The sequence below is a fragment of the Burkholderia seminalis genome (assembly GCF_001718535.1).
GTDB classification, from domain to species: Bacteria; Pseudomonadota; Gammaproteobacteria; order Burkholderiales; family Burkholderiaceae; genus Burkholderia; species Burkholderia seminalis.
This window is the reverse complement of the sequence record NZ_CP013400.1, coordinates 1,192,365-1,217,510: the sequence shown is the minus strand read 5'-3', so window position 1 is coordinate 1,217,510 and position 25,146 is coordinate 1,192,365. Positions and strand designations below refer to the sequence as shown.

The window sequence follows — 25,146 nt, the reverse complement described above, 5'->3', positions numbered from 1 at the left end:
CTCGCGCCCCTGCCGGCCGCTGTGCCGATTTCGTCATTTTGCTCCGCGATACGACTCAAGCGTGATGGGCGTTTGCGCGGCGATACTGGTTGCCACACCGACACCCCTGTCGGCCGACCGATACGAACGTAGGAGATTTCAGTGAGCCGCAAAGCCATTCAGTGGACCGGGGTTTTCCCGGCCGTCAGCACCCAGTTCAAGCCGGACTTTTCCCTCGACATCGACGCCACGCACCGCGTGGTCAAGAACCTGGTGAACGACGGCGTGTCGGGCCTCGTGGTCTGCGGCACGGTCGGCGAAAACACGTCGCTGTCGACGAGCGAGAAGCTCCAGGTGATCGAGGCCGCGCGCGACGCGGCCGGCGGCAAGATCCCGGTGATCGCCGGCATCGCCGAATTCACCACCGAATTCGCGCGCAACACGGTGCGCGAAGCGCAGCGCGTCGGCGTCGACGGCGTGATGGTGATGCCCGCGCTCGTGTACTCGGCGAAGCCGCACGAAACCGCCGCGCACTTTCGCGCGGTCGCGACGAGCACCGACCTGCCGGTGATGGTCTACAACAACCCGCCGATCTACAAGAACGACGTGACGCCCGACGTGCTGATCGCGCTGCAGGATTGCGAGAACATCGTCTGCTTCAAGGATTCGTCGGGCGATACGCGCCGCTTCATCGACCTGCGCAACGCGGTCGGCGATCGCTTCGTGCTGTTCGCGGGCCTCGACGACGTCGTGGTCGAGAGCATCGCGGTCGGCGCCGAAGGCTGGGTGTCGGGCATGTCGAACGCGTTCCCGAAGGAAGGCGAGACGCTGTTCCGCCTCGCGAAGCAAAAGCGTTTCGACGAAGCGCTCGCGCTGTACCGCTGGTTCATGCCGCTGCTGCACCTCGATGCCCGCCCCGACCTCGTGCAGTGCATCAAGCTGTGCGAAGAACTGGTCGGCCGCGGCAGCGCGATCACGCGTCCGCCGCGCCTCGCGCTGCAGGGCGACACGCTCGCCGAAGTGAAGGCGATCGTCGCGAAGGCGCTCGACACGCGCCCGGCACTGCCCGACGTCGGTCTCTGATCGACGCCCCCGCGGCGGCACGCAGGCTTCCCAGGCCGCACGCCGCCGCCTCCGGTCCGGCATTGGCCCGCGGGCCCGTTTGCGCCGGCGCCCGCCCGCGCCGCACGTGAACGGCCCGCGGCCCGCCCCGGTCGCTCGAACCGGGCGACGCCGGCCGGCCGGCGTGCGCGCTGCTCCGTCGGAGCGCGCGCAGCTCGCGCCGGCACCGCCCTTCCCCCCAGGAGACAAGCCCATGCCAGGCCAAGGCAACGCTCACCCGTCTGTCCCGCTTTCCCGTTCCGCGGCCCCCGACGCGGGTCACGGCAAATTCAAGAAACAGCTGTCGCTGACCGATCTCACGTTCATCGGTCTCGGCGCCATTTTCGGTTCGGGGTGGCTGTTCGCCGCGAGTCACGTGTCGACGATCGCGGGCCCGGCCGGCATCTTCTCGTGGCTGCTCGGCGGCTTCGCGGTGCTGCTGCTCGGCATCGTCTACTGCGAACTCGGCGCCGCGCTGCCGCGCGCCGGCGGCGTCGTGCGTTATCCGGTGTTCTCGCACGGCCCGCTGCTCGGCTACCTGATGGGCTTCATCACGCTGATCGCCTTTTCGAGCCTGATCGCGATCGAAGTCGTCGCCGCGCGCCAGTACGCGGCCGCGTGGTTTCCGGGCCTGACGGCCGAAGGCTCGAGCGACCCGACGACGCTCGGCTGGCTCGTGCAGGCCGCGCTGCTCTGCTTCTTCTTTTACCTGAACTATTCGAGCGTGAAGACGTTCGCGAAGGCGAACAACATCATCAGCATCTTCAAGTTCATCGTGCCGCTCGCGGTGATCGGCGTGCTGTTCACGTTCTTCAAGCCCGCGAACCTGACCGTGCAAGGCTTCGCGCCGTTCGGCATGCCGGGCATCGAGATGGCCGTGTCCGCCGGCGGCATCATCTTCGCGTACCTCGGGCTCACGCCGATCGTGTCGGTCGCGAGCGAGGTACGCAATCCGCAGCGCACGATCCCGATCGCGCTGATCCTGTCGATCCTGCTGTCGACACTGATCTACGTGCTGCTGCAGCTCGCGTTCATCGGCAGCATTCCCACGGCGATGCTCGCCGCCGGCTGGCACGACGTAAGCAAGGCGTTCTCGCTGCCGTACCGCGACATCGCGCTCGCGCTCGGCGTCGGCTGGCTCGCGGTGATGGTCGTCGCCGACGCGATGATCTCGCCGAGCGGCTGCGGCAACATCTACATGAACGCGACGCCGCGTGTCGTCTACGGCTGGGCGAAGACGGGCACGTTCTTCAAGGTGTTCACGCGCGTCGACGAAGCGTCGGGCATCCCGCGTGCGGGCCTGTGGCTCACCTTCGGCCTCGCGATCTTCTGGACGCTGCCGTTTCCGTCGTGGGAAGCGCTGATCAACATCGTATCGGCCGCGCTCGTGCTGAGCTATGCGGTCGCGCCGGTCTCGGTCGCCGCGCTGCGCCGCACCGCGCCCGACCTGCCGCGGCCGTTCCGTGCGAGCGCATTCGGCCTCACCGGCCCCGCTTCGTTCGTGATCGCCGCGCTGATCGTCTACTGGTCGGGCTGGAGCACCGTGTCCTGGCTGCTGGGCCTGCAGATCGCGATGTTCGTCATCTATCTCGCGTGCCGCCGCTGGGTGCCGACCGCGCACCTGAGCCTCGCCGAGCAAGTGCGCTCGTCGGCGTGGCTGATCGCGTTCTATGCCGCGATGATCGTGCTGTCGTATCTCGGCGGCTTCGGCGGCACGGGCCGCCTCGCGCATCCGTACGACACGGCCGTCGTCGCGGCCGTCGCGCTCGTCATCTACTACTGGGGCGCCCGCACCGGCGTGCGTGCCGACAAGCTGCGGCTCGACGACGACGAGGACTGACGCGCCCGCGCCCTTTTCCATGCTCCCCGCGGCCGGGCGCACCACGCCCGGTCCCTGCTTTTTTCCGAGGAAAACCATGCAACTCACAGGTCAACTGCTGATCGGCCAGTCCGCCGTCACCGGACAGAACGGCACCCTCCACGCGATCGCCGCCGCCACCGGCGAACGGCTCGAACCGGCTTTCGGCGGCGCGAGCCTGCACGACCTGGAGACGGCCTGCGCGCTCGCCGACGACGCGTTCGACATCTATCGCGAAACGTCGCTCGACGTCCGCGCCGCGTTTCTCGACGCGATCGGCCGCCACATCATGGCGCTCGGCGACGACCTGATCGAGCGTTGCGTCATCGAGACGGGGCTGCCGCGCGCGCGCGTCGAAGGCGAACGCGGCCGCACGGTCGGCCAGCTCGCGCTGTTCGCGTCGCTCGTGCGCGACGGCGGGTTTCTCGACGCGCGGATCGATCCGGCGCGCCCCGAGCGCAAGCCGCTGCCGCGTGTCGACCTGCGGCTGCGCAACGTCGCGGTGGGGCCCGTCGCCGTGTTCGGCGCGTCGAACTTCCCGCTCGCGTTCTCGGTCGCCGGCGGGGATACGGCGTCGGCGCTCGCGGCCGGCTGCCCGGTGATCGTGAAGGCCCATTCCGCGCATCCGGGCACGTCGGAACGCGTTGGCCGCGCGATCCAGCAGGCCGCCCGCGAATGCGGGATGCCGGCCGGCGTGTTCTCGCTGCTGTTCGACGCATCGCGCGAGATCGGCCAGGCGCTCGTCGCCGATCCGCGCATCAAGGCCGTCGGCTTCACCGGCTCGCGCCGCGGCGGCGTCGCGCTGATGCATATCGCGGCCGCGCGCCCCGAGCCGATTCCGGTCTATGCGGAAATGAGCTCGATCAATCCCGTGCTGCTGTGCCCCGCCGCGCTCGAGGCGCGCCACGAAACGATCGCGCCGCAATTCGTCGCATCGCTCACGCTCGGCGCCGGCCAGTTCTGCACGAACCCCGGCCTGGTGCTCGCCGTCGACGGCCCCGCGCTGCGCGCGTTCGAAGCCGCGGCGGCCGATGCCGTGCGCACGGCGGCCGCACAGACGATGCTGACGCCGCCCATTCACGCGAGCTATGCGCAAGGCGTCGCGGCGCTACGCCATCACGATGCGGTCGAGCTGCTGGCCGAAGGCGTGGAAGGCGGCCGCCATCAGGCCCGTGCGGCGCTGTTCGCGACCTCGGCCGACGCGTTCATCGCGCACCCTGAACTGCGCGACGAAGTGTTCGGTCCCGCATCGCTGATCGTCCGCTGCGCGGATGCCGATACGCTGCATCGCGTGCTGAAGTCGCTCGAAGGCCAATTGACGATCGCCGCGCACCTGGCCGACGGCGACGCGGCGCTGTTCGCCGCGCTGCGCCCGACGCTCGAACGCAAGGCCGGCCGCATTCTCGTCAACGGCTTCGGCACGGGCGTCGAGGTCGGCCACGCGATGGTGCACGGCGGCCCGTTCCCGGCGACGTCCGACACGCGCACGACGTCCGTCGGCGCACGCGCGATCGAGCGCTTCCTGCGCCCGGTGTCGTACCAGGACCTGCCGGATGCGCTGCTGCCGGACGCGCTGCGCGACGGCAATCCGCTGCACGTGCCGCAGCGCATCGACGGCGTGCCCGCGCCGCGCGAGGTGAATCATGACTGAGCAAACCGCCGAAGTCGTCCTGTCGCTCGCTGAAGTCCATGCGCTCGCGCTGCGCGTGCTGACGCACCACGGGATGTCCGACACGCATGCGCGGGCCATCGCCAGCGTGATCACGCAAGGCCAGCGCGACGAGTGCCATTCGCACGGCGTGTACCGGCTGCTCGTCTGCGTGCGCTCGCTGAAAAAGGGCAAGGTCGATCCGCAAGCCGTGCCGACGCTGCGCAAGCTGTCGTCGTCGATCGTCTCCGTCGACGCGCATCGCGGCTTCTCGCTGCTGAGCTTCGAAACCGGGCTGCCGGTGCTCGTCGAGATGGCGAAGCAGCACGGGATCGCCGCGATGACGATCAACCACTGCTACCACTTCTCGGCGCTGTGGCCCGAAGTCGAGGCGATCGCGGCCGAAGGGCTGGTCGGCATCGCGATGAACCCGAGCCATAGCTGGGTCGCACCGGAAGGCGGCCGCGAACCCGTGTTCGGCACCAATCCGATCGCGTTCGCGTGGCCGCGCCCGGGCGGCGAGCCGTTCGTGTTCGATTTCGCGACGAGCGCGATCGCGCGCGGCGACATCGAGCTGCACGCCAAGCAGGGCAAGGCGATTCCGTCGCACTGGGCGATCGACGCCGACGGCCGGCCGACCACCGATCCGAAGGCCGCGCTGCAGGGCGCGATGCGCACCTTCGGCGGCCACAAGGGCTCGGCGCTCGCGGCGATGGTCGAATTGCTCGGCGGCGCGCTGATCGGCGACATGACGAGCCGCGAATCGATGGATTTCGACGAAGGCGTCGGCGCGACGCCGTGCCACGGCGAGCTCGTGATCGCGTTCGACCCGAAGGTGTTCCTCGGCGACGATCTCGACGCGGGGCTCGCACGCGGCGAACGGATGTTCGAGTCGATCGTCGCGCAGGGTGCGCGGCTGCCGTCGCAGCGGCGCTTCGACGCCCGCGCGCGCAGCATCGCGAACGGCGTGCGGGTTCCGAAGGCACTGTACGACGAGATCCTGACGCTGCTCGACTGACGCCCGGGCGCGGGGGCGGCGCGCATTCGTCGTCGACGCGCAGGCGTCTGCGCCGCTTCCCGAACCGGCCAGGCGGGCAGCACGCCGCCGCCCCGCCCGTCGCGCGGCACCGGCCCGTCGCCGGCCCATGGCCGCCACGCCCGCGGCGGCTGTGGGATAATCGACGGGTTTGCCCAGGGCGCAGCTCAAGAGGTTGTTCGCACGGGCGCGAGAGAGGCCTTTATTCCCGTGCCTCCACCCTTTTCCCGCGATCTTTCTTCAGCAACCACAATGCCCACTTACCGTTCCAAAACCTCCACCGCCGGCCGCAACATGGCAGGTGCGCGCTCGCTGTGGCGCGCCACCGGCATGAAAGACGACGATTTCTCGAAGCCGATCATCGCGGTCGTCAACTCGTTCACGCAGTTCGTGCCCGGGCACGTGCACCTGAAGGATCTCGGCCAGCTCGTCGCGCGCGAGATCGAAGCCGCCGGCGGCGTCGCGAAGGAATTCAACACGATCGCGGTCGACGACGGCATCGCGATGGGCCACGACGGCATGCTGTATTCGCTGCCGAGCCGCGACATCATCGCCGACTCGGTCGAGTACATGGTGAACGCGCACTGCGCGGACGCGATGGTGTGCATCTCGAACTGCGACAAGATCACCCCGGGGATGCTGATGGCCGCGATGCGCCTGAACATTCCGGTGATCTTCGTGTCGGGCGGCCCGATGGAAGCCGGCAAGACGCGTCTCGCGAACCCGGTCACCAAGGCCATCGAAGTGAAGAAGCTCGACCTCGTCGACGCGATGGTGATCGCGGTCGATCCGTCGTATTCCGACGCCGAAGTCGCCGAAGTCGAACGCTCGGCCTGCCCGACCTGCGGTTCGTGCTCGGGCATGTTCACCGCGAACTCGATGAACTGCCTGACCGAAGCGCTCGGCCTGTCGCTGCCCGGCAACGGCACCGTGGTGGCCACGCACGCCGATCGCGAACAGCTGTTCAAGCGTGCCGGCCGCCGCATCGTCGAACTGACGCGCCAGCACTACGAGCAGGACGACGAACGCGTGCTGCCGCGCTCGGTCGGCTTCAAGGCGTTCGAAAACGCGATGACGCTCGACATCGCGATGGGCGGCTCGACCAACACGATCCTGCACCTGCTGGCGATCGCGCAGGAAGCCGGCATCGACTTCACGATGAAGGACATCGACCGCCTGTCGCGCGTCGTGCCGCAGCTGTGCAAGGTCGCGCCGAACACGAACAAGTACCACATCGAGGACGTGCATCGCGCCGGCGGCATCATGGCGATCCTCGGCGAGCTCGACCGCGCCGGCAAGCTGCACACCGACGTGCCGACCATCCACGCGCCGACGCTGAAGGACGCGCTCGACCAGTGGGACATCGTCCGCACGCAGGACGAAGCGGTCCGCACGTTCTACCAGGCCGGCCCGGCCGGCATCCCGACGCAGGTCGCGTTCAGCCAGAACACGCGCTGGCCGAGCCTCGACCTCGATCGGGCCGAAGGCTGCATCCGCTCGTACGAGCATGCGTTCTCGAAGGAAGGCGGCCTCGCCGTATTGACGGGCAACATCGCGCTCGACGGCTGCGTGGTGAAGACGGCCGGCGTCGACGAGAGCATCCTCGTGTTCGAAGGCACGGCGCATGTGACCGAATCGCAGGATGAGGCAGTCGAAAACATCCTGAACGACAAGGTCAAGGCCGGCGACGTGGTGATCGTGCGCTACGAAGGCCCGAAGGGCGGCCCCGGCATGCAGGAAATGCTCTACCCGACCAGCTACATCAAGTCGAAGGGCCTCGGCAAGGCCTGCGCGCTGCTGACGGACGGCCGCTTCTCGGGCGGTACGTCGGGCCTGTCGATCGGTCACTGCTCGCCGGAAGCGGCAGCAGGCGGCGCGATCGGCCTCGTGCGCGACGGCGACAAGATCCGCATCGACATCCCGAACCGCACGATCAACGTGCTGGTGTCGGACGAGGAACTGGCGCGCCGCCGCGCGGAGCAGAACGCGAAGGGCTGGAAGCCGGCGCAGCCGCGTCCGCGCAAGGTGTCCGCCGCACTGAAGGCGTACGCGAAACTGGTCATGTCGGCCGACAAGGGCGCCGTGCGCGATCTGTCGCTGCTCGACGACTGACGCAACGGGCGCATGCCGGCGATCGGTTGCCGGCCACGCAACCGACCGCAAGCCCGAATCGAAAGCCGCTCTCCGGAGCGGCTTTTTTTCGTCCGGCGCACGGGGAGATCCGCGGCGCCGGCGACGTCAATGACGGAATTCCTCGGGGCCGCCACCGCCCCCGCCACCTCCGCCGCCGTGGTTACCGCCACCGTTTCCGCCGCCTTGAGGCCGCGCGTAACCGCCGCCGCCCCCGCCTCCCTGGCGCACCGGCGGCGGCATCGGCCGCGCCTCGCCACCCGGCGCGGGCTGCGGGCGCACCACGGCCGGCGGCGGGTTGGCGGGACGCGCGTTGCCCGCGCCTCCCGGCATCGGTGAAGGCGCCGGCGCTGCCGGTGGCGGTGTGCGAATCGCGCCGTTCCAGCCGCCGCGTGCGGCCGACGGCCGCGCGTCGTGCACGGGCGGCGGGCCGCCCGGCGCACCCTGCATCGGCCCGCCCGGCTGCGGACGGCCTTGTCCCGGCGGCATGCCGCCGGGGCCGAGCCGCGGCTCCGGACGATGCGCCCAGCGATCGCGGTCGTGGTACCACGGCCGGTGCCGGTAATAGCGATCCCAGTACGCGGCGATCGCGAATCCCGTCACCGGGACCCCGATGATCGCGCCGTATTCGAGCAACGGTACGTAGCTGCCCTGGTACGGATATTCGAGCAACTGCGCATCGATCCAGCCGCGCACGCCCGGCAGCGCGACGTCGCACCACGAGTAATCGCTCAGGCAGCCGAATACGTCCAGCGCGGTATCGGGCGGGATCTGCGCGACCACCGGATAATCGGGCGCCGGCCCGGCAAACAGCTCGGCCGGCGAATTCGTGTAAGCGCTGCTCTGCGCGTCGGCCATGCCCGGCGCGGCCGCCAGGCCCACCAGGACGACGCACAGGCTGCGGACAAACGTATTTCTCATGATGCTCTCCCGCGCGGTGCCGCCGCGCGCCGGCCGATGCCGATCAGTGCCGATGGCCGCCGCCCCAGTGGCCGCCACCCCAATGCCCGCCGCCCCACGGACGATGCCAGTAGCCGCCGCGCCCGCCCCAGTATCCGCCGCCGCCCCAGCGGCCCCAGAAGCCGATCGTGACGGGTGGCCCGTACCAGCCCGGGTAATACGCGGGGGCGTAGTATGGATACGGTGCCGGCACATAGGCCGGCGCGACATATACCGGCGCCGGCGCTTCGACGTAGTCCGGGGTGGCTGGTACCGTGGAAGGGGCCGGACCGGGCGTGGCCGGCGCAACCGGAATTTCACGCTGTGACACCGTCGCGGGCGCCGGTGCGTAATAAGGCGCATAACCGTACGGGCTCGTGTAGTAGCAGCCGCCGAGCGTCAGCGCGGCCAGCGCGATGACGGCAGGCCTCGCGGCGGGAATCGGGTTCATCTCGTGCTCCGGCAGAATCCGCGCGCCGCCGCCGGGCGCGCGCCTGACTCTAGCTTACGTCCCCTGCAGATTTCCGCGCGTATGATCGGTTACTTTTTGTTTCCTGGCCCGGATGGCGCGGGCACGCGGTGTGCTGCTCGTCCGCGGCGCCCACGTTGAAGTTGGCGCAAATGCCCTCAACTTGAACGATGTCAGGCTGACCGGCGCGGACGAGCGTTCGCGAGCAACCGGCCACCGCAAACCGGCGAGCTTCGGCCCGCCCCGACAGGAACGCGGCTCGCGCCGCCATCGACATGACTACGCCACGCCCCACTTCCCGGGCGGACACACCGCTCGATCCGATCATCCAGTTGCTGGCGCTTGCCGGCGAACAGGGTTATCTGACACACGCCGACCTCGTCGACGCGCTGCCGCCCGAAAGCGACAGCCCCGATGCGCTCGACGTCGTGCGCGCCGCGCTTGCCGACATCGGCATCGCCGTGCTCGACGAGCCGGCCGCGCCCGCACCGTTCGCCGCCGCGGCGCCGGTCGACGTCGATCGCGACACGCTCGACGAAGGCCGGGCCATGCTCGGCGAACTCGCACGCGGCACGAGTGCGTCGACCGATCCGCTCGCGCTCTACATGCGGCGCATGCAGGCGGTGCCGCTGCTGACGCGCGAAGGCGAAATCGTGCTCGCCCGCGAAATCGAGACGGGGCGCCATCAGGTGCTGCACGCGATCGCGGGGTATCCGGCGGCGGTCGACGCGCTGCTTGCGCGTCACCGGGCAACGGGTGCGGCCGCCGCCACCGGCACGGCTGACGACGAAGACGGCGACACGCCCGAACCCGCCCGCTACGACGTGCTGCAGGCAGCCGTCTCGACGTTGCGCGACGCGTTGCACACGCACGGCTTCCGTTCCGACGCCTATCGCGACGCGCGCAACGCCATGGCCGCCCTGCTCGGTTCGCTGCCATGGGCGGCCCCGGCCATCGACGACGCCAGCCGCGCCGTGCACGCGCTCGCGACCGCGCCGCACGACGCCGCGACGGGCGAAGCCGCCCGCTTCGACGCGGTCGCGCGGCGGGCATTGGGGGCCGCGCTGCGCGACGGCCAGCAGAAAGTGCGCGACGCGACGCGCGCGATGCTCGAGGCAAACCTGCGGCTCGTGCTGTCGATCGCGCGCAAGCACATGAACCGCGGCGTCGACCTGTCCGATCTCGTGCAGGACGGTTGTCTCGGCCTGATGCGCGCGATCGAGAAGTTCGAATACCGGCGCGGGTTCAAGTTCTCGACCTATGCGACCTGGTGGATTCGTCAGGCGATCACGCGTGCCGTTGCCGATCGCTCGCGCACGATCCGCGTGCCGGTACACGTCGGCGACCAGTACCAGCGCGTGCAGCGGCATGCGCTGCGCTTTCGCCAGCGCACGGGCCGGCGGGCGACGCCTGCCGAGCTCGCGGCCGAAACCGGCCTGGCCGAGAACAAACTGCGCGCGGTGCTCGCCCTGCCGGCCGAACCGGTGTCGCTCGACACGCCGCTGCCCGACGCGGACACCGGGCTCGTGGAACTGATCGAGGATCAAACCTCGGCCAGCCCGTTCGAGCGACTGGCCGACACCCGCATGCGCGACTGCGTGCGGTCGCTGCTCCGGTCGGTCACGCCGGCCGAGGCCGACGTGCTGAGCCGGCGGTTCGGCCTCGGCGGCGCCGAGCCCGATACGTACGACGCGATCGCGCAGGACGCGGGCATGTCGCGCGAACGCGTGCGGCAGATCGAGAAACGGGCGCTCGCCGCGCTGCGCACGGCAGCCGAGGCCGAGAACGCGCAGTCGTTCCTCGACGCGTAAGCGTAAGCGCACCCGCGCCGCACGGTCGTGCCGCCAACCGGCACGACCGTGCGCTTCGCGCATGTGCTACGTTTGCCATTGACGTGCATCAAGTTTTCTTCGTCGCGTGCCGCGACAATGGTGGAAAAGGCCGACCGGCGCATCGTTCGCCGCGTCCATTCCGTTTGAGCTTCCCCAGGTCCCTCGCCATGCAGACGACCGCCAGCCAAACGTTCGAGGAAAACCGCCACATCGCGACCTGCCTGCGCGAGGCCGCGCAGCGGCTGGCCGACCAGGGCGCGAATCCTTACCGGGTCGCCGCCTACCGCGCGTCGGCCGAGACGGTCGAGGCGCTCGACCGCGATATCCGCACCGTGTTCGAATCCGGCGGCATCGACGCGCTCGGCGCGCTGCCCGAAATCGGCACGGGCGTCGCGCAGGCGATCGCCGAGTTGCTGGTGACGGGCCGCTGGCGCCAGCTCGACCGGCTGTGCGGCGACGCCCAGCGCGCGTCCGCGTTCGAAGCCGTGCCGGGCATCGGCCATGCGCTCGCGCTGCGCATCCACGACCTGCTGCACATCGATACGCTCGAGGAGCTCGAACGCGCGGCTCGCAACGGCCAGCTCGAAACGATCACGGGGGTCGGCCCGCGGCGCGCGGCCGGCATCCGCACCGCGCTCGACGACGTGCTGAGCCGGCGCCGGCGCTGGCAGGGTCACATGCAACATGCCGGCCCCGGCACGGAGCCGCCCGTCGAACTGCTGCTCTATATCGACCGCCAGTACCGCCACAAGGCGGCCGCCGGCATGCTGCCGACGCTCGCGCACCGGCGCCTGAACGCGGACGGCTATGTGCCGCCGCCGGTGATGCACATGACCAAGGGCGGCTGGCATTTCACCGCGCTGAGCCTGCATGCCGCGATGCGCACGCCGGAGGCCGACCGCCCGACGGACTGGGTCTCGCTCTATTTCTACGACGCCGTGCAGCGCGAGCACCAGCGCACCGTCTTCACCGAAACGTACGGCTCGCTCGTCGGCAAGCGCATCGTGCGTGGGCGCGAGATGGAATGCCGCGTGTATTACGCGGGATGAGTCAGTCGTCCGAGGTTTCGTCGACATCGAACGCCACGTCGAGCACGGACGCGATCTCGCGACAGGCACGGATGAGCGCGCGTGACCGGCGTTCGGCATGTGCCACGCCGAGATCGAACCACGTCGAATGCGTGACGTATGCGCCGACCGCTCCCCGTTTCGGCACGTCGAACCGGAACGTCACCATGTAGTCGCCGTTCCAGCGAACCGGCATCACCATCGTGAGTCGCAGCCCCGTGATCGCACCGTGGCGAAACCGGAAGCTGTCGTCGCCGACGCGAAACCCCGACCACGCGCCGTCGTCCGACACGAACACGGTCAGCGTTTCGTCCGCCGGCGGCGACAGGCCGTCCGCCGGCGCCAGGTCGGCCGCCCGCACCATCGCCGCGCCCGAACCGTCGCGCCCCGCCTCGACTTCCACGAACGCTTCGATCGCCTGCTTCGCCTTGTCGTAGAAACGACGCGCGACGCCGCTGTGCGCGGCGCCGGCAATCAGAACCAGTTGCTTGAATCGCGCATGCTCGCCGTATCGAAGCTGCACGCCGGGCGCGTCGGCCGCCTCGTCTTCGGGCTCGGCCTCGCGGCCATCGGCGGGTTCGGCCGGCACGGTCGCCCCAGGCTGCCCGCCGGCCCCACGCCGCCGTTTCACCGCCGCGGCGCCCCACGTCAGCAGCATGGTCTGCGCCGCCAGCACCCCCGCCATCGTCGCGCACCCCGCGAGAAACCCGTAATGCGGCCCGACCTTCGATGCCGCATACGCGGCCGGAAGCACATAAAGCACAAGCAATGGCACGAGCAATATCGACACGCGGCAACCCCGTTGTTTTCCGTGTTCGTTTTCGACTTTCGCCGGACTGCGACTGCCACCCGCGCATCGCGCGCGCTCACGGCCTACGCACCGTCCGTCTTCGTGCGACGCGCCGGATGACGATGCGCGGCGATGCGCAGCAGCTTCCGGAACGACGGACATTCGAGGTGGCTCGGCGCCGGGCACACGGCCGCGTGCCGCAGCATGTCGCGCACGGCGCCGAGACGGCGGATCGTGCGGTCGAGTTCGTCGGCCTTGCCGTCGAGCTTCGCGCGATCGATCGCGGGCTGGCCGTCCGTGCCGACCATCGCGAGGATGTCGTCGAGCGAGAAACCGGCCTCGCGGCCGAGCGCGATCAGTGCCAGACGCTCCAGCACCGATTCGTCGTATTGCCGCCGCAGCCCGTGCCGGCCGACCGGAACGATCAACCCTTTTTCCTCGTAGTAGCGCAGCGTCGACGCGGGCAATCCCGAGCGCCGCGCCACCTCGGCAATGTCCAGACGGCTCATGCTTGACCTCAAGTGAACTTGAAGTTGCAAGATAGTGACTCGACTACGCGAACGCAAGCCTGAAACGCCATGAAACCGCCCCGTATTGCGCCGCGCCACGCAACGGCCATCGTACGGGGCGGGTCCCTGGGTCGCGGTGTTCGCGCTCGCGGTGCCGGTCCGTTGAACACCCGGCATGACACGAGCCGCGCCGGGTAGCGCTCGCTCAGCCGGCCGCCGGTGCGCCCGAACGGGCGCCCGCGTCACTCCCCGCCGCAATCGATCAGGTTGTGACGCACGCGTCCGAGCAGCCGCACCAGCGTATCGCGCTCGTCGGACGTGAAGCCGCGCAGCCCGTCGTCGGCGACGGTATCGCCCACTTCGAGCATCTGCGGAAAGATCTCCCGCGCCTTGTCGGTCAACCGGATCACGAACGCGCGGCGGTCGTCGTCGTTCGCGATGCGTTCGATCCAGCCGTAGCTTTCCATCCGGTCGAGCAGGCGCGTCAGCGAGATCGGCGTGATCTCGAGCCATTCGGCCAGCCGCGCCTGGTTCATCTCGCCCTTCCACGTCAGGTACGCGAGCACGCGGCTTTGTGCCCGCGTCAGCCCGATGCGCTTCGCGCGCCGGTCGAACAGGCGTCCGTTCAGGCGAGCCACGTCGGCGATCAGGTAACCGATCCGGTTCTCGTAAGTCTTGTCCATCCGCCGATTATAGGGTCAAGCCGCCGGCGGGCCGCGGCTCGCGCCCAGGCAATAAGTGGCTTTATAATAAGCATGCTTATAATTTGAACCATACCGGATCGCCGCCCACGGCGATCGCCCGACGGAGACACCCGCTTGAACCCCGCCGCCGACGCCCCCGCCTCGCCCGCCCTGAACCGGCCGATGCTGACCCTGTCGATCATGCTCGCCACGCTGATCCAGACCCTCGACAGCACGATCGCGAACGTCGCGCTGCCGCACATGCAGGGCACGCTGTCCGCGTCGCAGGACGAAATCACGTGGGTGCTGACCTCCTACATCGTCGCCGCGGCGATCGCGACGCCGCTCACCGGCTGGCTGTCCGACCGGTTGAGCGTCAAGCGGCTGCTGATCGTGTCGATCGCGGGTTTCACGGTGGCGTCGGCGCTGTGCGGGCTGTCCGAGACGCTCGTGCAGATCGTCGGTGCGCGGCTGCTGCAGGGCGTGTTCGGCGCCGCGCTGGTGCCGCTGTCGCAGTCGATCCTGCTCGACATCAACCCGCGCGAGAAACAAGGCCAGGCGATGGCGATCTGGGGGATGGGCGTGATGGTCGGCCCGATCCTCGGCCCGACGCTCGGCGGCTGGCTCACCGACAGCTACAACTGGCGCTGGGTGTTCTTCATCAACGTGCCGATCGGCGCGTTCGCGCTCGCCGGCGTGACGACCTTCCTGCCGGCACGCGCGCCGCGCCCGCACGTGAAATTCGATGCGTTCGGCTTCGCGACGCTGGCGCTCGCGATCGGCGCGTTCCAGGCCATGCTCGACCGCGGCGAACAGCTCGACTGGTTCGGTTCGTACGAGATCCGCATCGAGGCGCTCGTCGCGGCGCTCAGCTTCGCGTTCTTCCTCGTGCATACGGCGACCGTCGGCAAGGCATCGTTCTTCAAGTCGGAGCTGCTGCGCGACCCGAACTTCGCGACGGGTACGCTGTTCATCTTCGTCGTCGGCGCGGTGTTGTACGCGACGCGCGCCCTGCTGCCGCCGATGCTGCAGAACCTGATGGGCTACCCGGTCGCGACGACGGGCCTCGTCACCGCGCCGAGCGGCGCCGGCACGATGATCGCGATGCTGCTCGTCGGCAGGCTGCTGAAATACGTGGATGCACGGATGCTGCTGCTCGCGGGGCTCGCGATTTCCGCGCTCGCGCTGTGGCAGATGATGCAGTACACGGTCGTGCTGTCCGAATCGGACATCGTGTGGCCGGGCGTGGTCCAGGGCTTCGGGCTGGGGCTCGTGTTCGTGCCGCTGAGCGCTCTGTCGTTCTCGACGCTGCCGCCGGAGTTGCGCGCGGACGGCACGGCCACCTACAGCCTGATGCGCAACATCGGCAGCAGTATCGGCATCTCGATCGTGCAGACGCTGATGACGCGCAACACGCAGGTCGCGCATGCCGACCTCGCGACCCACATCACGCCGTTCGACCCGGCCGTGCAGGCGCTGGCCGGCAGCCGCCTCGACATCGCGCTGCTCGATCGCACGATCAACCAGCAGGCGGCGATGATCGCTTACCTGAACGACTTCAAGCTGATGTTCGTGGCGACGCTGCTGATGATCCCGCTGTTGCTGCTGATCCGCCCGCCGCAGAAAACGGCGAGCGTCGACGTCGCGCACGCGGCGATGGACTGACGGGCGCGCATGCGCCCGTCCGACGCCGCGTCAGACCTTCATCGTGCCGGTCCGCACGTAGCGCTCGTGCCACGACAGCGCCTCGGCGAGCAGGTGCGGCGTGTGCTTGCCGAAGCTCTCGCGCGACGCGCGCTCGAAGTAGTCCTCGAGCATCGGCCGGTAGTCGGGATGCGCGCAGGTCGCGATGATCTTGCGCGCGCGCTGCTTCGGCGACAGGCCGCGCAGGTCGGCCAGGCCCTGCTCGGTGACGACCACCGCGACGTCGTGCTCGGTATGGTCGACGTGGCTCGCCATCGGCACGATCCGCGAGATCGCGCCGCCCTTCGCGGTGCTCGCCGACATGAAGCACGACAGATAGCCGTTGCGCGCGAAGTCGCCCGAGCCGCCGATACCGTTCTGGATCTTCGTGCCCATCACGTGCGTCGAGTTCACGTTGCCGTAGATGTCGGCCTCGATCATCCCGTTCATCGCGATGCAGCCGAGGCGGCGCACGAGCTCCGGATGGTTGCTGATCTCCTGCGGGCGCAGCACGATCTTTTCGCGGAACGTCGCGATTTCGTCGGCGAAGCGCTGCACGGCGGCCGGGCTCAGCGACAACGCGGTGGCCGACGCGAAGCTCAGCGTGCCGTCGTCGAGCAGGTCGAGCATGCCGTCCTGGATCACTTCGGTATAGGCCGTCAGGTTCGAGAAGCCGGCCGAGCTGAGCTCCGCGAGCACCGCGTTCGTGATGTTGCCGACGCCCGACTGCAGCGGCAGCAGGTTTTCCGGCAGGCGGCCGCGCTTCACTTCGTGGCGCAGGAAGTCGATCAGCTGCAGCGCGATCTGCTTCGACGTCGCGTCCGGCGCGGAGAACGCATTGCTGCGATCGGGCGCGTCGGTCTCGACGATCGCGACGATCTTGTCGGCCGGGCAGCGCAGGTACGGCTCGCCGATGCGGTCGTCGCTCTTCGTCAGCGGAATCGGCTTGCGATGCGGCGGCAGCGCGGTGCCGTAATAGATGTCGTGCATCCCGTCGAGGCCGAGCGGCTGGCGCGCATTCACCTCGAGGATCACGTGCTTGGCGCGTTCGAGCCAGGTCTTGTTGTTGCCGATCGACGCGGACGGGATCAGCAGCCCGTCCTCGCGGATGCCCGCGACCTCGACGATCGCGACGTCGAGATCGCCGTACAGCCCGAACCACGCGTACTGCGCGACGTGGCTCAGGTGGACGTCCTGGTAATCGACTTCGCCGCCGTTGATCTTGTCGCGCAGCGTCGGGTCGGACTGGTAAGGCAGCCGCATCGAGATGCCGTCGGTGCGGGCGAGCGCGCCGTCGAGTTCGGGCGCGGTCGACGCGCCGGTCAGCACGTTGATCCGGAAGTCCTCGCCGCGCGCGTGCGCCGCGTCGATATGGGCGGCAAGCGCGGCCGGGACGGCCTTCGGATAGCCCGAACCGGTGAAGCCGCTCATGGCGACGGTCATGCCGGGACGGATCAGCGCGGCGGCTTCGTCGGCGGTGCGGACGAGCGAACGCAGGGCGGGAGCGAGGATGCGTGATGAAGACATGGCAGGTTTCTGACGCTGGGGTCTGTCGTTGACGTCGCGGGGGGTGTCTCCTGAGCGACATGAAGCCCTTGGGGCCGCGCGGGGCGGCCGGCACCACAGGCATGGCCGGAGTATCGCAGAGGCCGTCGCCGCGAAATGTCCGCTGGATGCAAAAGATCCTTGCCGAATATGCCGGGTATCGAACGACCGTTCTGTGACAGTCGATCCGCGCCGCCCGATGCACCCGAAAGGTGCGCGAAAGCATCGGAGCGAATGGCCGGACGACGATCGCCAACCGTCGCGCATCAATCGGCGGATTTCCATTGCAATTCGCCGCCCGATATCGGCAATGGCCGATGAAGTCGCGGCGCGGCCGATTGTCGCCCGATGATGCTTTGCCGGACCTGACGCACGTCAACGTCGCATGCGCTGCGCACGGCTCGCCGCCGCGCGCGAAAATCTCCGCCGCATCGGCCCGCGAGGCCCGCCCGTCCTTGACAGCGGCGTGACGCGAACCACACTGGAAGACGGGCCCGGCGACGCCGCCTGCCGTCCCGATCGGCCGCCCTGTCGCGCATCCGGCTTCGGCCGGCCGATACGTGCAAGACGCGGTAACACTCCCGCATGTCAGGACATTGATCGAATAAAAAGCAACAAATTACAATTCCGTATATATTTCGCCGATGGACCAAAGAAAAACCGCCACACGCGCCGAGCCCCCCCTGCCACGCACCTGGGATGCGCGGCTCGCGCGCTCGCTTGTCCGACCGCTCGTCGATACGCCGGTCACCCCGAATCACCTGACTACCCTTCGTCTGCTGATCGGCCTCGCCGGTGCCTGGTGCCTTGCGCACGGCGGCTTCGGCTGGAGCAATGCCGGCGCGTTCCTGATCGTGCTGTCGAACTTCGTCGACCACACCGACGGCGAACTCGCGCGCATCAGCGGCAAGTCCAGCAAGATCGGTCATTTTTACGATCTCGCGGCCGATGCGCTCGTCACGGTCGCGCTGTTCGTCAGCATGGGGCTCGGCATCGTCGCCCAGGGCGGCCAGATGGCCGCGTCGCCGGTGCTGCTGGGCGCGGTGGCCGGTGCGGCCGTCGCGCTGATCTTCTTCCTGCGCATGCGGATCGAATCGATCGCCGGCAAGGCCGGCACCAAGCAGGCGTTCGCAGGCGGCTTCGAAACCGAAGACGTGCTGTACCTGCTGCCGATCGTGACGCTCGTCGACGGCGTCGAGCCGTTCCTGCTCGCGGCATCGATCGGTGCCCCGCTGTTCGCCGCATGGGTCGTGATCGACTGGTGGCGCATCGTCCGCCGTGGCAACGCTCCGCGGAATTCAACCGAAATCCAGGCTTCCAAATGACTCCTAGCACGCGCGACGACTCCGTGCTGAGCCCGGCACGCCCCGCGCCCGTGCGCGCGGCCGCAGCCGACCCCGATCGCACCGTGGCCGACCGCGTCGGCCGGCTCGACCTCGACCGCCTGCGCGGCGACTACACGCGCCAGGGCTCGTTCCTGTACCTCGACACGTTCCTGCCCGCCGACGCGCACGCGAAACTCGCGAGCGCCGCCCGCGCGATGCAGGCCGGCCTGAACCGCAATTACCTGCCCGGCCACAAGCAGGGCGGCAGCGTGAGCCGTCATACGATCGACGAGCAGGCGCCGTACATCGCCGAGCTCTATCGCTCGAAGGCGCTGATCGGCTTCCTCGAGAAAGTCACGGGCGACAAGCTGATGCTGTCGCCGGACGACGATCCGCACGCGTACGCGCTGTATTACTACACAAAGCCCGGCGACCACATCGGCTGGCATTACGACACGTCGTACTACGATGGCCGTCGCTACACGCTGCTGATCGGCGTGATCGACGAATCGTCGTGCCGGCTCGACTACGAGCTGCACACGCGCAACCCGGACGTCGCCGACGAACCGGGCTCGGTGCAGATCGCCGACGGCGGCATCGTGCTGTTCGACGGCGACAAGCTGCGTCACCGCATCACGCCGCTCGGCCAGAACGAGATGCGCGTGTCGCTCACGTTCGAATACGTGACGAACCCCGGCATGCGGCCGTGGAAGCGCTTCATCTCGAACATGAAGGACGCGATCGCGTATTTCGGTTTCCGCCAGGTGTTCAAGCAACTGGCGACGCGACGCACGACCGGGTCATGACGCGCGCGGGCCTCATCCTGCTGTCCCTCGGGACCGCACTCTTCATCGCACTCCTTGCCTGGCAGGGCATCGGCGCGGTCGCGTCCACGTTCCTCGCGGCCGGCTGGGGTCTCGCGCTCGTCGCGGCGTTCCATGTCGTGCCGCTCGTGATCGATGCGACGGCGATCTCCGCCATGTTCCGCCGCGGGCAGCCCGGTGCCGATCTCGGCAACGCGCTGCGCGCGCGCTGGGTCGGCGAATCGGTCAACAGCCTGCTGCCCGCCGGGCAGATCGGCGGCCCCGTGCTGATGGTGCGCCACCTCGCGCAGCGCGGCACGCGAATGGCCGACGCGGCGGCGGCCGTGACCGTCAGCACGACGATGCAGGCGCTTGCCCAAATGGCCTTCGCGTTGATCGGCGTCGCCGCATTCAGCCTGTATGCGACGCACGATTCGGTCGCGCACCTGCGCACGCCCGCGCTGATCGCGACCGGCGTGCTCGGCGCGCTTGCGTTGCTGTTCTACGCGGCGCAGCGGCGCGGGCTGTTCGGCCGCGGCCTGCGCCTCGCGTCGAAGCTGCTCGGCCCGCGCGACTGGTCGTCGCTGGCCACGCGCGCCGATGCGATCGACGACGCGGTCGGCGCGCTGTACCGCGATCGCGCGAAGGTCGCGAAGACGTTCGCGCTGAGCCTCGTCGGCTGGATCGTCGGCACCGCGGAAGTGTGGCTCGCCCTGCACTTCCTCGGGCACCCGGTGAGCTGGCTCGACGCGCTGCTGCTGGAAAGCGTCGGCCAGGCGATCCGCGGCGCGGCCTTCGCGATCCCCGGCTCGCTCGGTGCGCAGGAAGGCGGCTACCTGCTGCTCGCCCCGCTGGTCGGACTGCCGCCCGACGCGGCGCTCGCGCTGTCGCTCGCGAAGCGCGCGCGTGAACTCGCGCTCGGCCTGCCCGGGCTGCTCTATCTGCATTTCAGTGAAAGAAACTGGCAGCGGCGCCGTGCGCCGCAGCCGCTCGCCGACTGATCGTTCAGATCGCCGGCTTTTTGGTTGGAGAACCCATGCGAGCCATCATTCTTGCGGCAGGCCTCGGCTTGCGCCTGCAACAACCGCCCGAAGCGCAGTTCCCGAAGTGCCTGCTGCGCTTCGACGACGTGTCGCTGCTCGAGCGCCATCTGCGCGTACTCGACGCCGCGGGCGTCGACGAGATCGTGCTCGGGCTCGGCTTTCAGCACGAGAAGGTCGAGCAGGAACTGAAGCGCCTCGGCCGCCAGGCCGAGATCGTGATCAACGACCGCTACGACCTCGGCAGCGTGCTGACCGTGCATACCGTCGCCGATGCGATGACGCGCGGCGGCGACGTGCTGCTGATGGACGCGGACGTGCTGTACGACGAGAACATCCTGCATGCGCTGGTGGCCGATGCCGACCAGGCGGTCGACCGCCTGCTGATCGACCGCGACTTCGAGGCCGGCGACGAGCCCGTCAAGCTGTGCCTGAAGAACGGCGTGCCGGTCGAACTGCGCAAGCAGCTCGCGGTCGACCTCGACTACGACACGATCGGCGAATCGGTCGGCTTCTTCCGCTTCACCGAAGGCACCGCCCGCCGCCTCGCGACGATCGTCGCGGGCTACGTCGACAGCGGCCGCGCGAACCTGCCGCACGAGGAAGCCGTGCGCGACCTGCTGCTCGAAGGCGGCCATTCGTTCGACGTGGCCGACGTCACCGGCTCGCCGTGGATCGAGATCGACTTCCCGAACGACGTCGCCCGCGCGACCCAAGACATCCTCCCCCTGATTCAACGCACGACCGCAGGAGCCGCACGATGAACGCACGCGAACCCAACTTCACCGAATCGCGCAGCGCGCGCCTGCGCCGCATGCTCGTCAGCAGCGACCTCGAATTCCTGATGGAAGCGCACAACGGCCTGTCCGCGCGCATCGTCCGCGAAGCCGGCTTCAAGGGGATCTGGGCGTCGGGCCTCGCGATCTCCGCGCAGTTCGGCGTGCGCGACAACAACGAAGCGAGCTGGACGCAGGTCGTCGACGTGCTCGAATTCATGGCCGACGCGAGCGATCTGCCGATCCTGCTCGACGGCGACACCGGCTACGGCAACTTCAACAACGTGCGCCGCCTCGTGAAGAAGCTCGAACAGCGCGGCATCGCGGGCGTGTGCATCGAGGACAAGCAGTTCCCGAAGACGAACAGCTTCATCGGCGGCGAGCGCCAGCCGCTCGCGGAAATCGACGAGTTCTGCGGCAAGATCAAGGCCGGCAAGGATTCGCAGACCGATCCCGACTTCTCGATCGTCGCGCGCGTCGAGGCGCTGATCGCCGGCTGGGGCATGGACGAGGCGCTGCGCCGCGCGAACGCGTATGCGGAAGCCGGCGCCGACGCGATCCTGATCCACAGCAAGCTGTCGCGCCCGGACGAGATCCTGCAGTTCGCGCGCGAATGGAGCGGCAAGGCGCCGCTCGTGATCGTGCCGACCAAGTACTACAGCACGCCGACCGACGTGTTCCGCCAGGCCGGCATCAGCACCGTGATCTGGGCGAATCATCTGATCCGCGCGTCGGCATCCGCGATGCAGGCGACCGCGCGCGAGATCCACGAAAGCGAAACGCTGATCAACGTCGAGGACCGCGTGGCATCGGTCAACGAGATCTTCCGCCTGCAGGACGCCGACGAGTACTCGGCGGCCGAGCGTATCTACCTGTCGTCGTCGTCGCGCGCGTCGAATGCCGCGATCGTGCTCGCCGCGAGCCGCGGCAAGGGCCTCGAAGCCGTGACCGAAGACAAGCCGAAGGTCATGCTGCCGGTCGCCGGCAAGCCGCTGCTGCGCTGGCTCGTCGACGGCTTCAAGACGCACGGCGTGAACGACATCACCGTGGTTGGCGGCTATCGCGCCGATGCGATCGATACGTCGGGCATCAAGCTCGTCGTCAACGAGCGCCACGCGCAGACCGGCGAGCTCGCGTCGCTCGCCTGCGCGGCCGAACGCCTGACGGGCGACACCGTGATCTCGTACGGCGACCTGCTGTTCCGCAGCTACATCGTGCGCGACCTCGCGGAGAGCGAGGCCGAGTTCAGCGTGGTGGTCGATTCGTCGCTCACCGAGACCAATCAGAGCGTGCGAGACTTCGCCCTCTGCTCGGCCGCCGACGATCGCGGCCTGTTCGGCCAGAAGACCTACCTGCAGCGCGTGTCGAGCGACGTTGCCGCGGGCACGCCGCACGGCCGCTGGATCGGCCTGCTGAACGTGCGCGGCGCCGGTGTCGAGCGCCTGAAGGCGATGCTCGCGACGCTGCAGGCGCGCCCTGATTTCGACACGCTCGACATTCCGTCGCTGCTCAACGAACTGATCGCCGCCGGCGAGAAGATCGAGGTGCAGTACGTGCACGGCCACTGGCGCGGGGTCAACGACCTCGAGGACTTCCGCCGCGCGGGCGACTTCGCGCACGGCCAGACGCCGCTGTCCGAACCGGGCGCCGGCAACGGGGGCGCGCAATGATCGAAGCGGCCCAGTTCGTCGAGGCCGCGCGCGAACGCGGCTTCGACTGGTACGCGGGCGTGCCCTGCTCGTACCTGACGCCGTTCATCAACTACGTGCTGCAGGACCCGACGCTGAACTACGTGTCGGCCGCGAACGAAGGCGACGCGGTCGCGCTGATCGCGGGCGCGACGCTCGGCGGCAAGCGCGGGATCGCGATGATGCAGAACTCGGGACTCGGCAACGCGGTGAGCCCGCTCACGTCGCTGACCTGGACGTTCCGCCTGCCGCAGCTGCTGATTGTCACGTGGCGCGGCCAGCCGGGCGTCGCCGACGAGCCGCAGCATGCGCTGATGGGCCCGATCACGCCCGCGATGCTCGACACGATGGAGATTCCGTGGGAGACGTTCCCGACCGACCCCGAACAGGTCGGCCCGGCACTCGACCGCGCGATCGCGCACATGGACGCGACGGGCCGCCCGTACGCGCTCGTGATGCAGAAAGGCAGCGTCGCGCCGTATGAACTGAAGGCGAACCCGGCCGCCAAGCCGCGCGCGCATGTCGCCGCGCAATCGTCGTCGCGCGCCGTGTCGGCCGATGCATGGCCGACCCGCCACGACGCGCTGCGGCGCGTGATCGCGCACACGCCGGTCGATTCGACCGTCGTGCTCGCGTCGACCGGCTTCTGCGGCCGCGAACTCTACGCGCTCGACGATCGCCCGAACCAGCTGTACATGGTCGGCTCGATGGGCTGCGTGACGCCGCTCGCGCTCGGCCTCGCGCTCGCGCGCCCCGACCTGCGCGTGGTCGCCGTCGACGGCGACGGCGCCGCGCTGATGCGCATGGGCGTGTTCGCGACGCTCGGCACCTACGGCCCGGCCAACCTCACGCACGTGCTGCTCGACAACGGCGCGCACGAATCGACGGGCGGCCAGGCAACCGTGTCGCAGCATGTGTCGTTCGCGGGCGTCGCGGCCGCATGCGGCTATGCGTCGGCGCTCGAAGGCGACACGCTCGACGTGCTCGATGCGACGCTGGCCGCATCGGGCGGCGGCGCCCAGTTCGTGCGCGTCGCGATCCGCACGGGCGTGCCCGACGGCCTGCCCCGCCCGACCGTCACGCCGGTCGAGGTCAAGACCCGTCTGATGCGGCACATCGGCGCCACGCAGACCGAAGCACACGTTGAAGGAGCCCATTGATGCTGCTGCTGAACCCCGGCCCGGTCACGCTCACCGAGCGCGTGCGCCGCAGCCTGCTGCAACCCGATCTGTGCCACCGCGAAAGCGAATTCTTCGATCTGCAGGATGAGGCGCGTGCGCGCCTCGTCGCCGCGTACGAGCTCGACCCGGCCGAATGGACGGCCGTGCTGATGACGGGCTCGGGCACGGCGGCCGTCGAAAGCATGATCGCGGCGCTCGTGCCGCAGGACGGCAAGCTGCTCGTGATCGAGAACGGCGTGTACGGCGAGCGGATCACGCAGATCGCGACGCAGTACGGCATCGCGCACGACGTACTGAAGCATGAATGGATGCAGGCCCCGGATCCCGCGCAGATTGCCGCGCGCCTCGACGCGGGCGGCTACACGCACGTCGCGGTGATCCATCACGAAACGACGACGGGCCGCCTGAACGACCTCGGCGCGATCGCGGAAGTCTGCCGCGCGCGCGGCGTGAAGATGCTCGTCGACGGCGTCAGCAGCTTCGGCGCGGAAGCGATCGACTTCGCCGGTGGCGACATCGATGCGGTTGCCGCGACCGCGAACAAGTGCCTGCACGGGGTGCCTGGCGCGGCGTTCGTGATCGTGCGACGCCGCGCGCTCGCGAAGGCTGCAAGCCGTACTTACTATCTCGATCTCGGCCGTCTCGCGAAGCTGCAGGATCAGCGGAACACGCCGTTTACGCCGTCCGTGCATGCGTACTATGCGCTCGTCGAGGCGCTGCGCGAATTTGATGAAGCCGGCGGCTGGCGTGCGCGCCATGCGCATTACAAGGCGCTCGCCGATCAGGCGCAGGCCGGGCTCGCTGCGCGCGGGATGCCGCTGGTGCTGCCGGAAGGCGCGTCGTCGGTCGTGCTGCGCGCGTATCGGCTGCCGCAAGGCGTCACGTACGAAGCGCTGCACGACGGGCTGAAGGCGCGCGGCTTCGTGATTTACGCGGGGCAAGGCGGGTTGTCGAAGGAACTGTTCCGGATCTCGACGATGGGCGCGATTCAGGCGGCTGACGTCGAGCGGTTGCTGGAAGGGTTTACGGCGCTGACGCGTTAAACGGCCGCCCTTTCTCGTCGA

21 protein-coding genes are annotated in these 25,146 nt (G+C 69.0%); 15 read left to right on the top strand and 6 right to left on the bottom strand.

Going from position 1 to position 25,146, the window contains the following annotated elements; all coding sequences use genetic code 11:
- The first annotated feature begins 141 nt into the window (after positions 1 to 141).
- From WJ12_RS26195 to ilvD, 5 genes are all read left to right on the top strand, one after another.
- Entirely contained in the window at positions 142 to 1,062 is a 921-nt protein-coding gene (locus WJ12_RS26195; protein WP_034191611.1) for a dihydrodipicolinate synthase family protein, read from the top strand.
- 232 nt (positions 1,063 to 1,294) lie between these two features.
- Positions 1,295 to 2,920, top strand: a complete 1,626-nt coding sequence (locus tag WJ12_RS26190; RefSeq protein WP_049030336.1) for an APC family permease — start codon at positions 1,295 to 1,297, stop codon at positions 2,918 to 2,920.
- A 76-nt stretch (positions 2,921 to 2,996) separates the two neighbouring features.
- The gene (locus WJ12_RS26185) at positions 2,997 to 4,589 is read left to right on the top strand and encodes an aldehyde dehydrogenase (NADP(+)) (protein ID WP_059556422.1); all 1,593 of its coding nucleotides are present in this window, start codon (positions 2,997 to 2,999) and stop codon (positions 4,587 to 4,589) included.
- Positions 4,582 to 5,604, top strand: coding sequence for an Ldh family oxidoreductase (locus tag WJ12_RS26180; RefSeq protein WP_059556421.1), 1,023 nt, complete (start codon positions 4,582 to 4,584; stop codon positions 5,602 to 5,604). The genes WJ12_RS26185 and WJ12_RS26180 overlap by 8 nt, the downstream gene beginning before the upstream one ends.
- A gap of 270 nt (positions 5,605 to 5,874) precedes the next feature.
- On the top strand, positions 5,875 to 7,734 hold the full coding sequence (gene ilvD, locus WJ12_RS26175; protein WP_059556420.1) for a dihydroxy-acid dehydratase: 1,860 nt from the start codon (positions 5,875 to 5,877) through the stop codon (positions 7,732 to 7,734).
- A 126-nt stretch (positions 7,735 to 7,860) separates the two neighbouring features.
- Here the strand turns inward: ilvD and WJ12_RS26170 are convergent, their stop codons facing one another.
- Together WJ12_RS26170 and WJ12_RS26165 are read right to left on the bottom strand one after the other, a co-directional pair.
- Positions 7,861 to 8,673, bottom strand: coding sequence for an SH3 domain-containing protein (locus tag WJ12_RS26170; RefSeq protein ID WP_034191616.1), 813 nt, complete (start codon positions 8,671 to 8,673; stop codon positions 7,861 to 7,863).
- Positions 8,674 to 8,716: 43 nt separating this feature from the next.
- Complete coding sequence (locus WJ12_RS26165) at positions 8,717 to 9,142, bottom strand: hypothetical protein (protein ID WP_034191617.1); 426 nt, start codon at positions 9,140 to 9,142, stop codon at positions 8,717 to 8,719.
- Positions 9,143 to 9,435: 293 nt separating this feature from the next.
- Between WJ12_RS26165 and WJ12_RS26160 the strand changes: the two genes are divergently transcribed.
- Positions 9,436 to 10,971: a sigma-70 family RNA polymerase sigma factor gene (locus tag WJ12_RS26160; RefSeq protein WP_059556419.1), complete on the top strand. Its 1,536-nt coding sequence runs from the start codon at positions 9,436 to 9,438 to the stop codon at positions 10,969 to 10,971.
- A 188-nt stretch (positions 10,972 to 11,159) separates the two neighbouring features.
- Positions 11,160 to 12,041: a helix-hairpin-helix domain-containing protein gene (locus tag WJ12_RS26155; RefSeq protein ID WP_059556418.1), complete on the top strand. Its 882-nt coding sequence runs from the start codon at positions 11,160 to 11,162 to the stop codon at positions 12,039 to 12,041.
- 1 nt (position 12,042) lies between these two features.
- Here WJ12_RS26155 and WJ12_RS26150 read toward each other — a convergent pair whose 3' ends face one another.
- The 3 genes from WJ12_RS26150 to WJ12_RS26140 form a co-directional block, all read right to left on the bottom strand.
- A complete protein-coding gene (locus tag WJ12_RS26150; protein WP_156444721.1) occupies positions 12,043 to 12,834 on the bottom strand; it encodes a hypothetical protein in 792 nt (263 codons plus the stop codon).
- 98 nt (positions 12,835 to 12,932) lie between these two features.
- The gene (locus WJ12_RS26145; protein ID WP_049029977.1) at positions 12,933 to 13,358 is read right to left on the bottom strand and encodes a helix-turn-helix domain-containing protein; all 426 of its coding nucleotides are present in this window, start codon (positions 13,356 to 13,358) and stop codon (positions 12,933 to 12,935) included.
- A 242-nt stretch (positions 13,359 to 13,600) separates the two neighbouring features.
- Positions 13,601 to 14,041: a MarR family winged helix-turn-helix transcriptional regulator gene (locus WJ12_RS26140; RefSeq protein ID WP_034191621.1), complete on the bottom strand. Its 441-nt coding sequence runs from the start codon at positions 14,039 to 14,041 to the stop codon at positions 13,601 to 13,603.
- Between the two features lie 135 nt (positions 14,042 to 14,176).
- On the opposite strand from WJ12_RS26140, the gene WJ12_RS26135 reads away from it, so the two are divergent.
- Positions 14,177 to 15,706, top strand: coding sequence for a DHA2 family efflux MFS transporter permease subunit (locus tag WJ12_RS26135; protein ID WP_059556416.1), 1,530 nt, complete (start codon positions 14,177 to 14,179; stop codon positions 15,704 to 15,706).
- 30 nt (positions 15,707 to 15,736) lie between these two features.
- Here the strand turns inward: WJ12_RS26135 and WJ12_RS26130 are convergent, their stop codons facing one another.
- Positions 15,737 to 17,251, bottom strand: a complete 1,515-nt coding sequence (locus WJ12_RS26130) for an acetyl-CoA hydrolase/transferase family protein (protein ID WP_059556415.1) — start codon at positions 17,249 to 17,251, stop codon at positions 15,737 to 15,739.
- Between the two features lie 662 nt (positions 17,252 to 17,913).
- On the opposite strand from WJ12_RS26130, the gene WJ12_RS26125 reads away from it, so the two are divergent.
- The 7 genes from WJ12_RS26125 to WJ12_RS26095 are packed head-to-tail and all read left to right on the top strand — an operon-like array spanning position 17,914 to position 25,125.
- The gene (locus WJ12_RS26125) at positions 17,914 to 18,594 is read left to right on the top strand and encodes a CDP-alcohol phosphatidyltransferase family protein (RefSeq protein ID WP_059556414.1); all 681 of its coding nucleotides are present in this window, start codon (positions 17,914 to 17,916) and stop codon (positions 18,592 to 18,594) included.
- The gene (locus WJ12_RS26120) at positions 18,591 to 19,400 is read left to right on the top strand and encodes a HalD/BesD family halogenase (protein ID WP_034191625.1); all 810 of its coding nucleotides are present in this window, start codon (positions 18,591 to 18,593) and stop codon (positions 19,398 to 19,400) included. The genes WJ12_RS26125 and WJ12_RS26120 overlap by 4 nt, the downstream gene beginning before the upstream one ends.
- Positions 19,397 to 20,398 carry an HpnL family protein gene (locus WJ12_RS26115; RefSeq protein ID WP_059556413.1) on the top strand — a complete coding sequence of 334 codons (1,002 nt, stop codon included), beginning with the start codon at positions 19,397 to 19,399 and terminating at the stop codon, positions 20,396 to 20,398. Before WJ12_RS26120 ends, WJ12_RS26115 begins: the two co-directional genes overlap by 4 nt.
- 35 nt (positions 20,399 to 20,433) lie before the next feature.
- Positions 20,434 to 21,201, top strand: coding sequence for a phosphocholine cytidylyltransferase family protein (locus WJ12_RS26110; protein ID WP_034191627.1), 768 nt, complete (start codon positions 20,434 to 20,436; stop codon positions 21,199 to 21,201).
- Complete coding sequence (aepX, locus tag WJ12_RS26105; RefSeq protein WP_034191628.1) at positions 21,198 to 22,883, top strand: phosphoenolpyruvate mutase; 1,686 nt, start codon at positions 21,198 to 21,200, stop codon at positions 22,881 to 22,883. Before WJ12_RS26110 ends, aepX begins: the two co-directional genes overlap by 4 nt.
- The gene (gene aepY, locus WJ12_RS26100) at positions 22,880 to 24,061 is read left to right on the top strand and encodes a phosphonopyruvate decarboxylase (RefSeq protein WP_049034394.1); all 1,182 of its coding nucleotides are present in this window, start codon (positions 22,880 to 22,882) and stop codon (positions 24,059 to 24,061) included. Before aepX ends, aepY begins: the two co-directional genes overlap by 4 nt.
- A complete protein-coding gene (locus tag WJ12_RS26095; protein WP_059556412.1) occupies positions 24,061 to 25,125 on the top strand; it encodes a 2-aminoethylphosphonate aminotransferase in 1,065 nt (354 codons plus the stop codon). Before aepY ends, WJ12_RS26095 begins: the two co-directional genes overlap by 1 nt.
- Positions 25,126 to 25,146 lie beyond the last annotated feature (21 nt).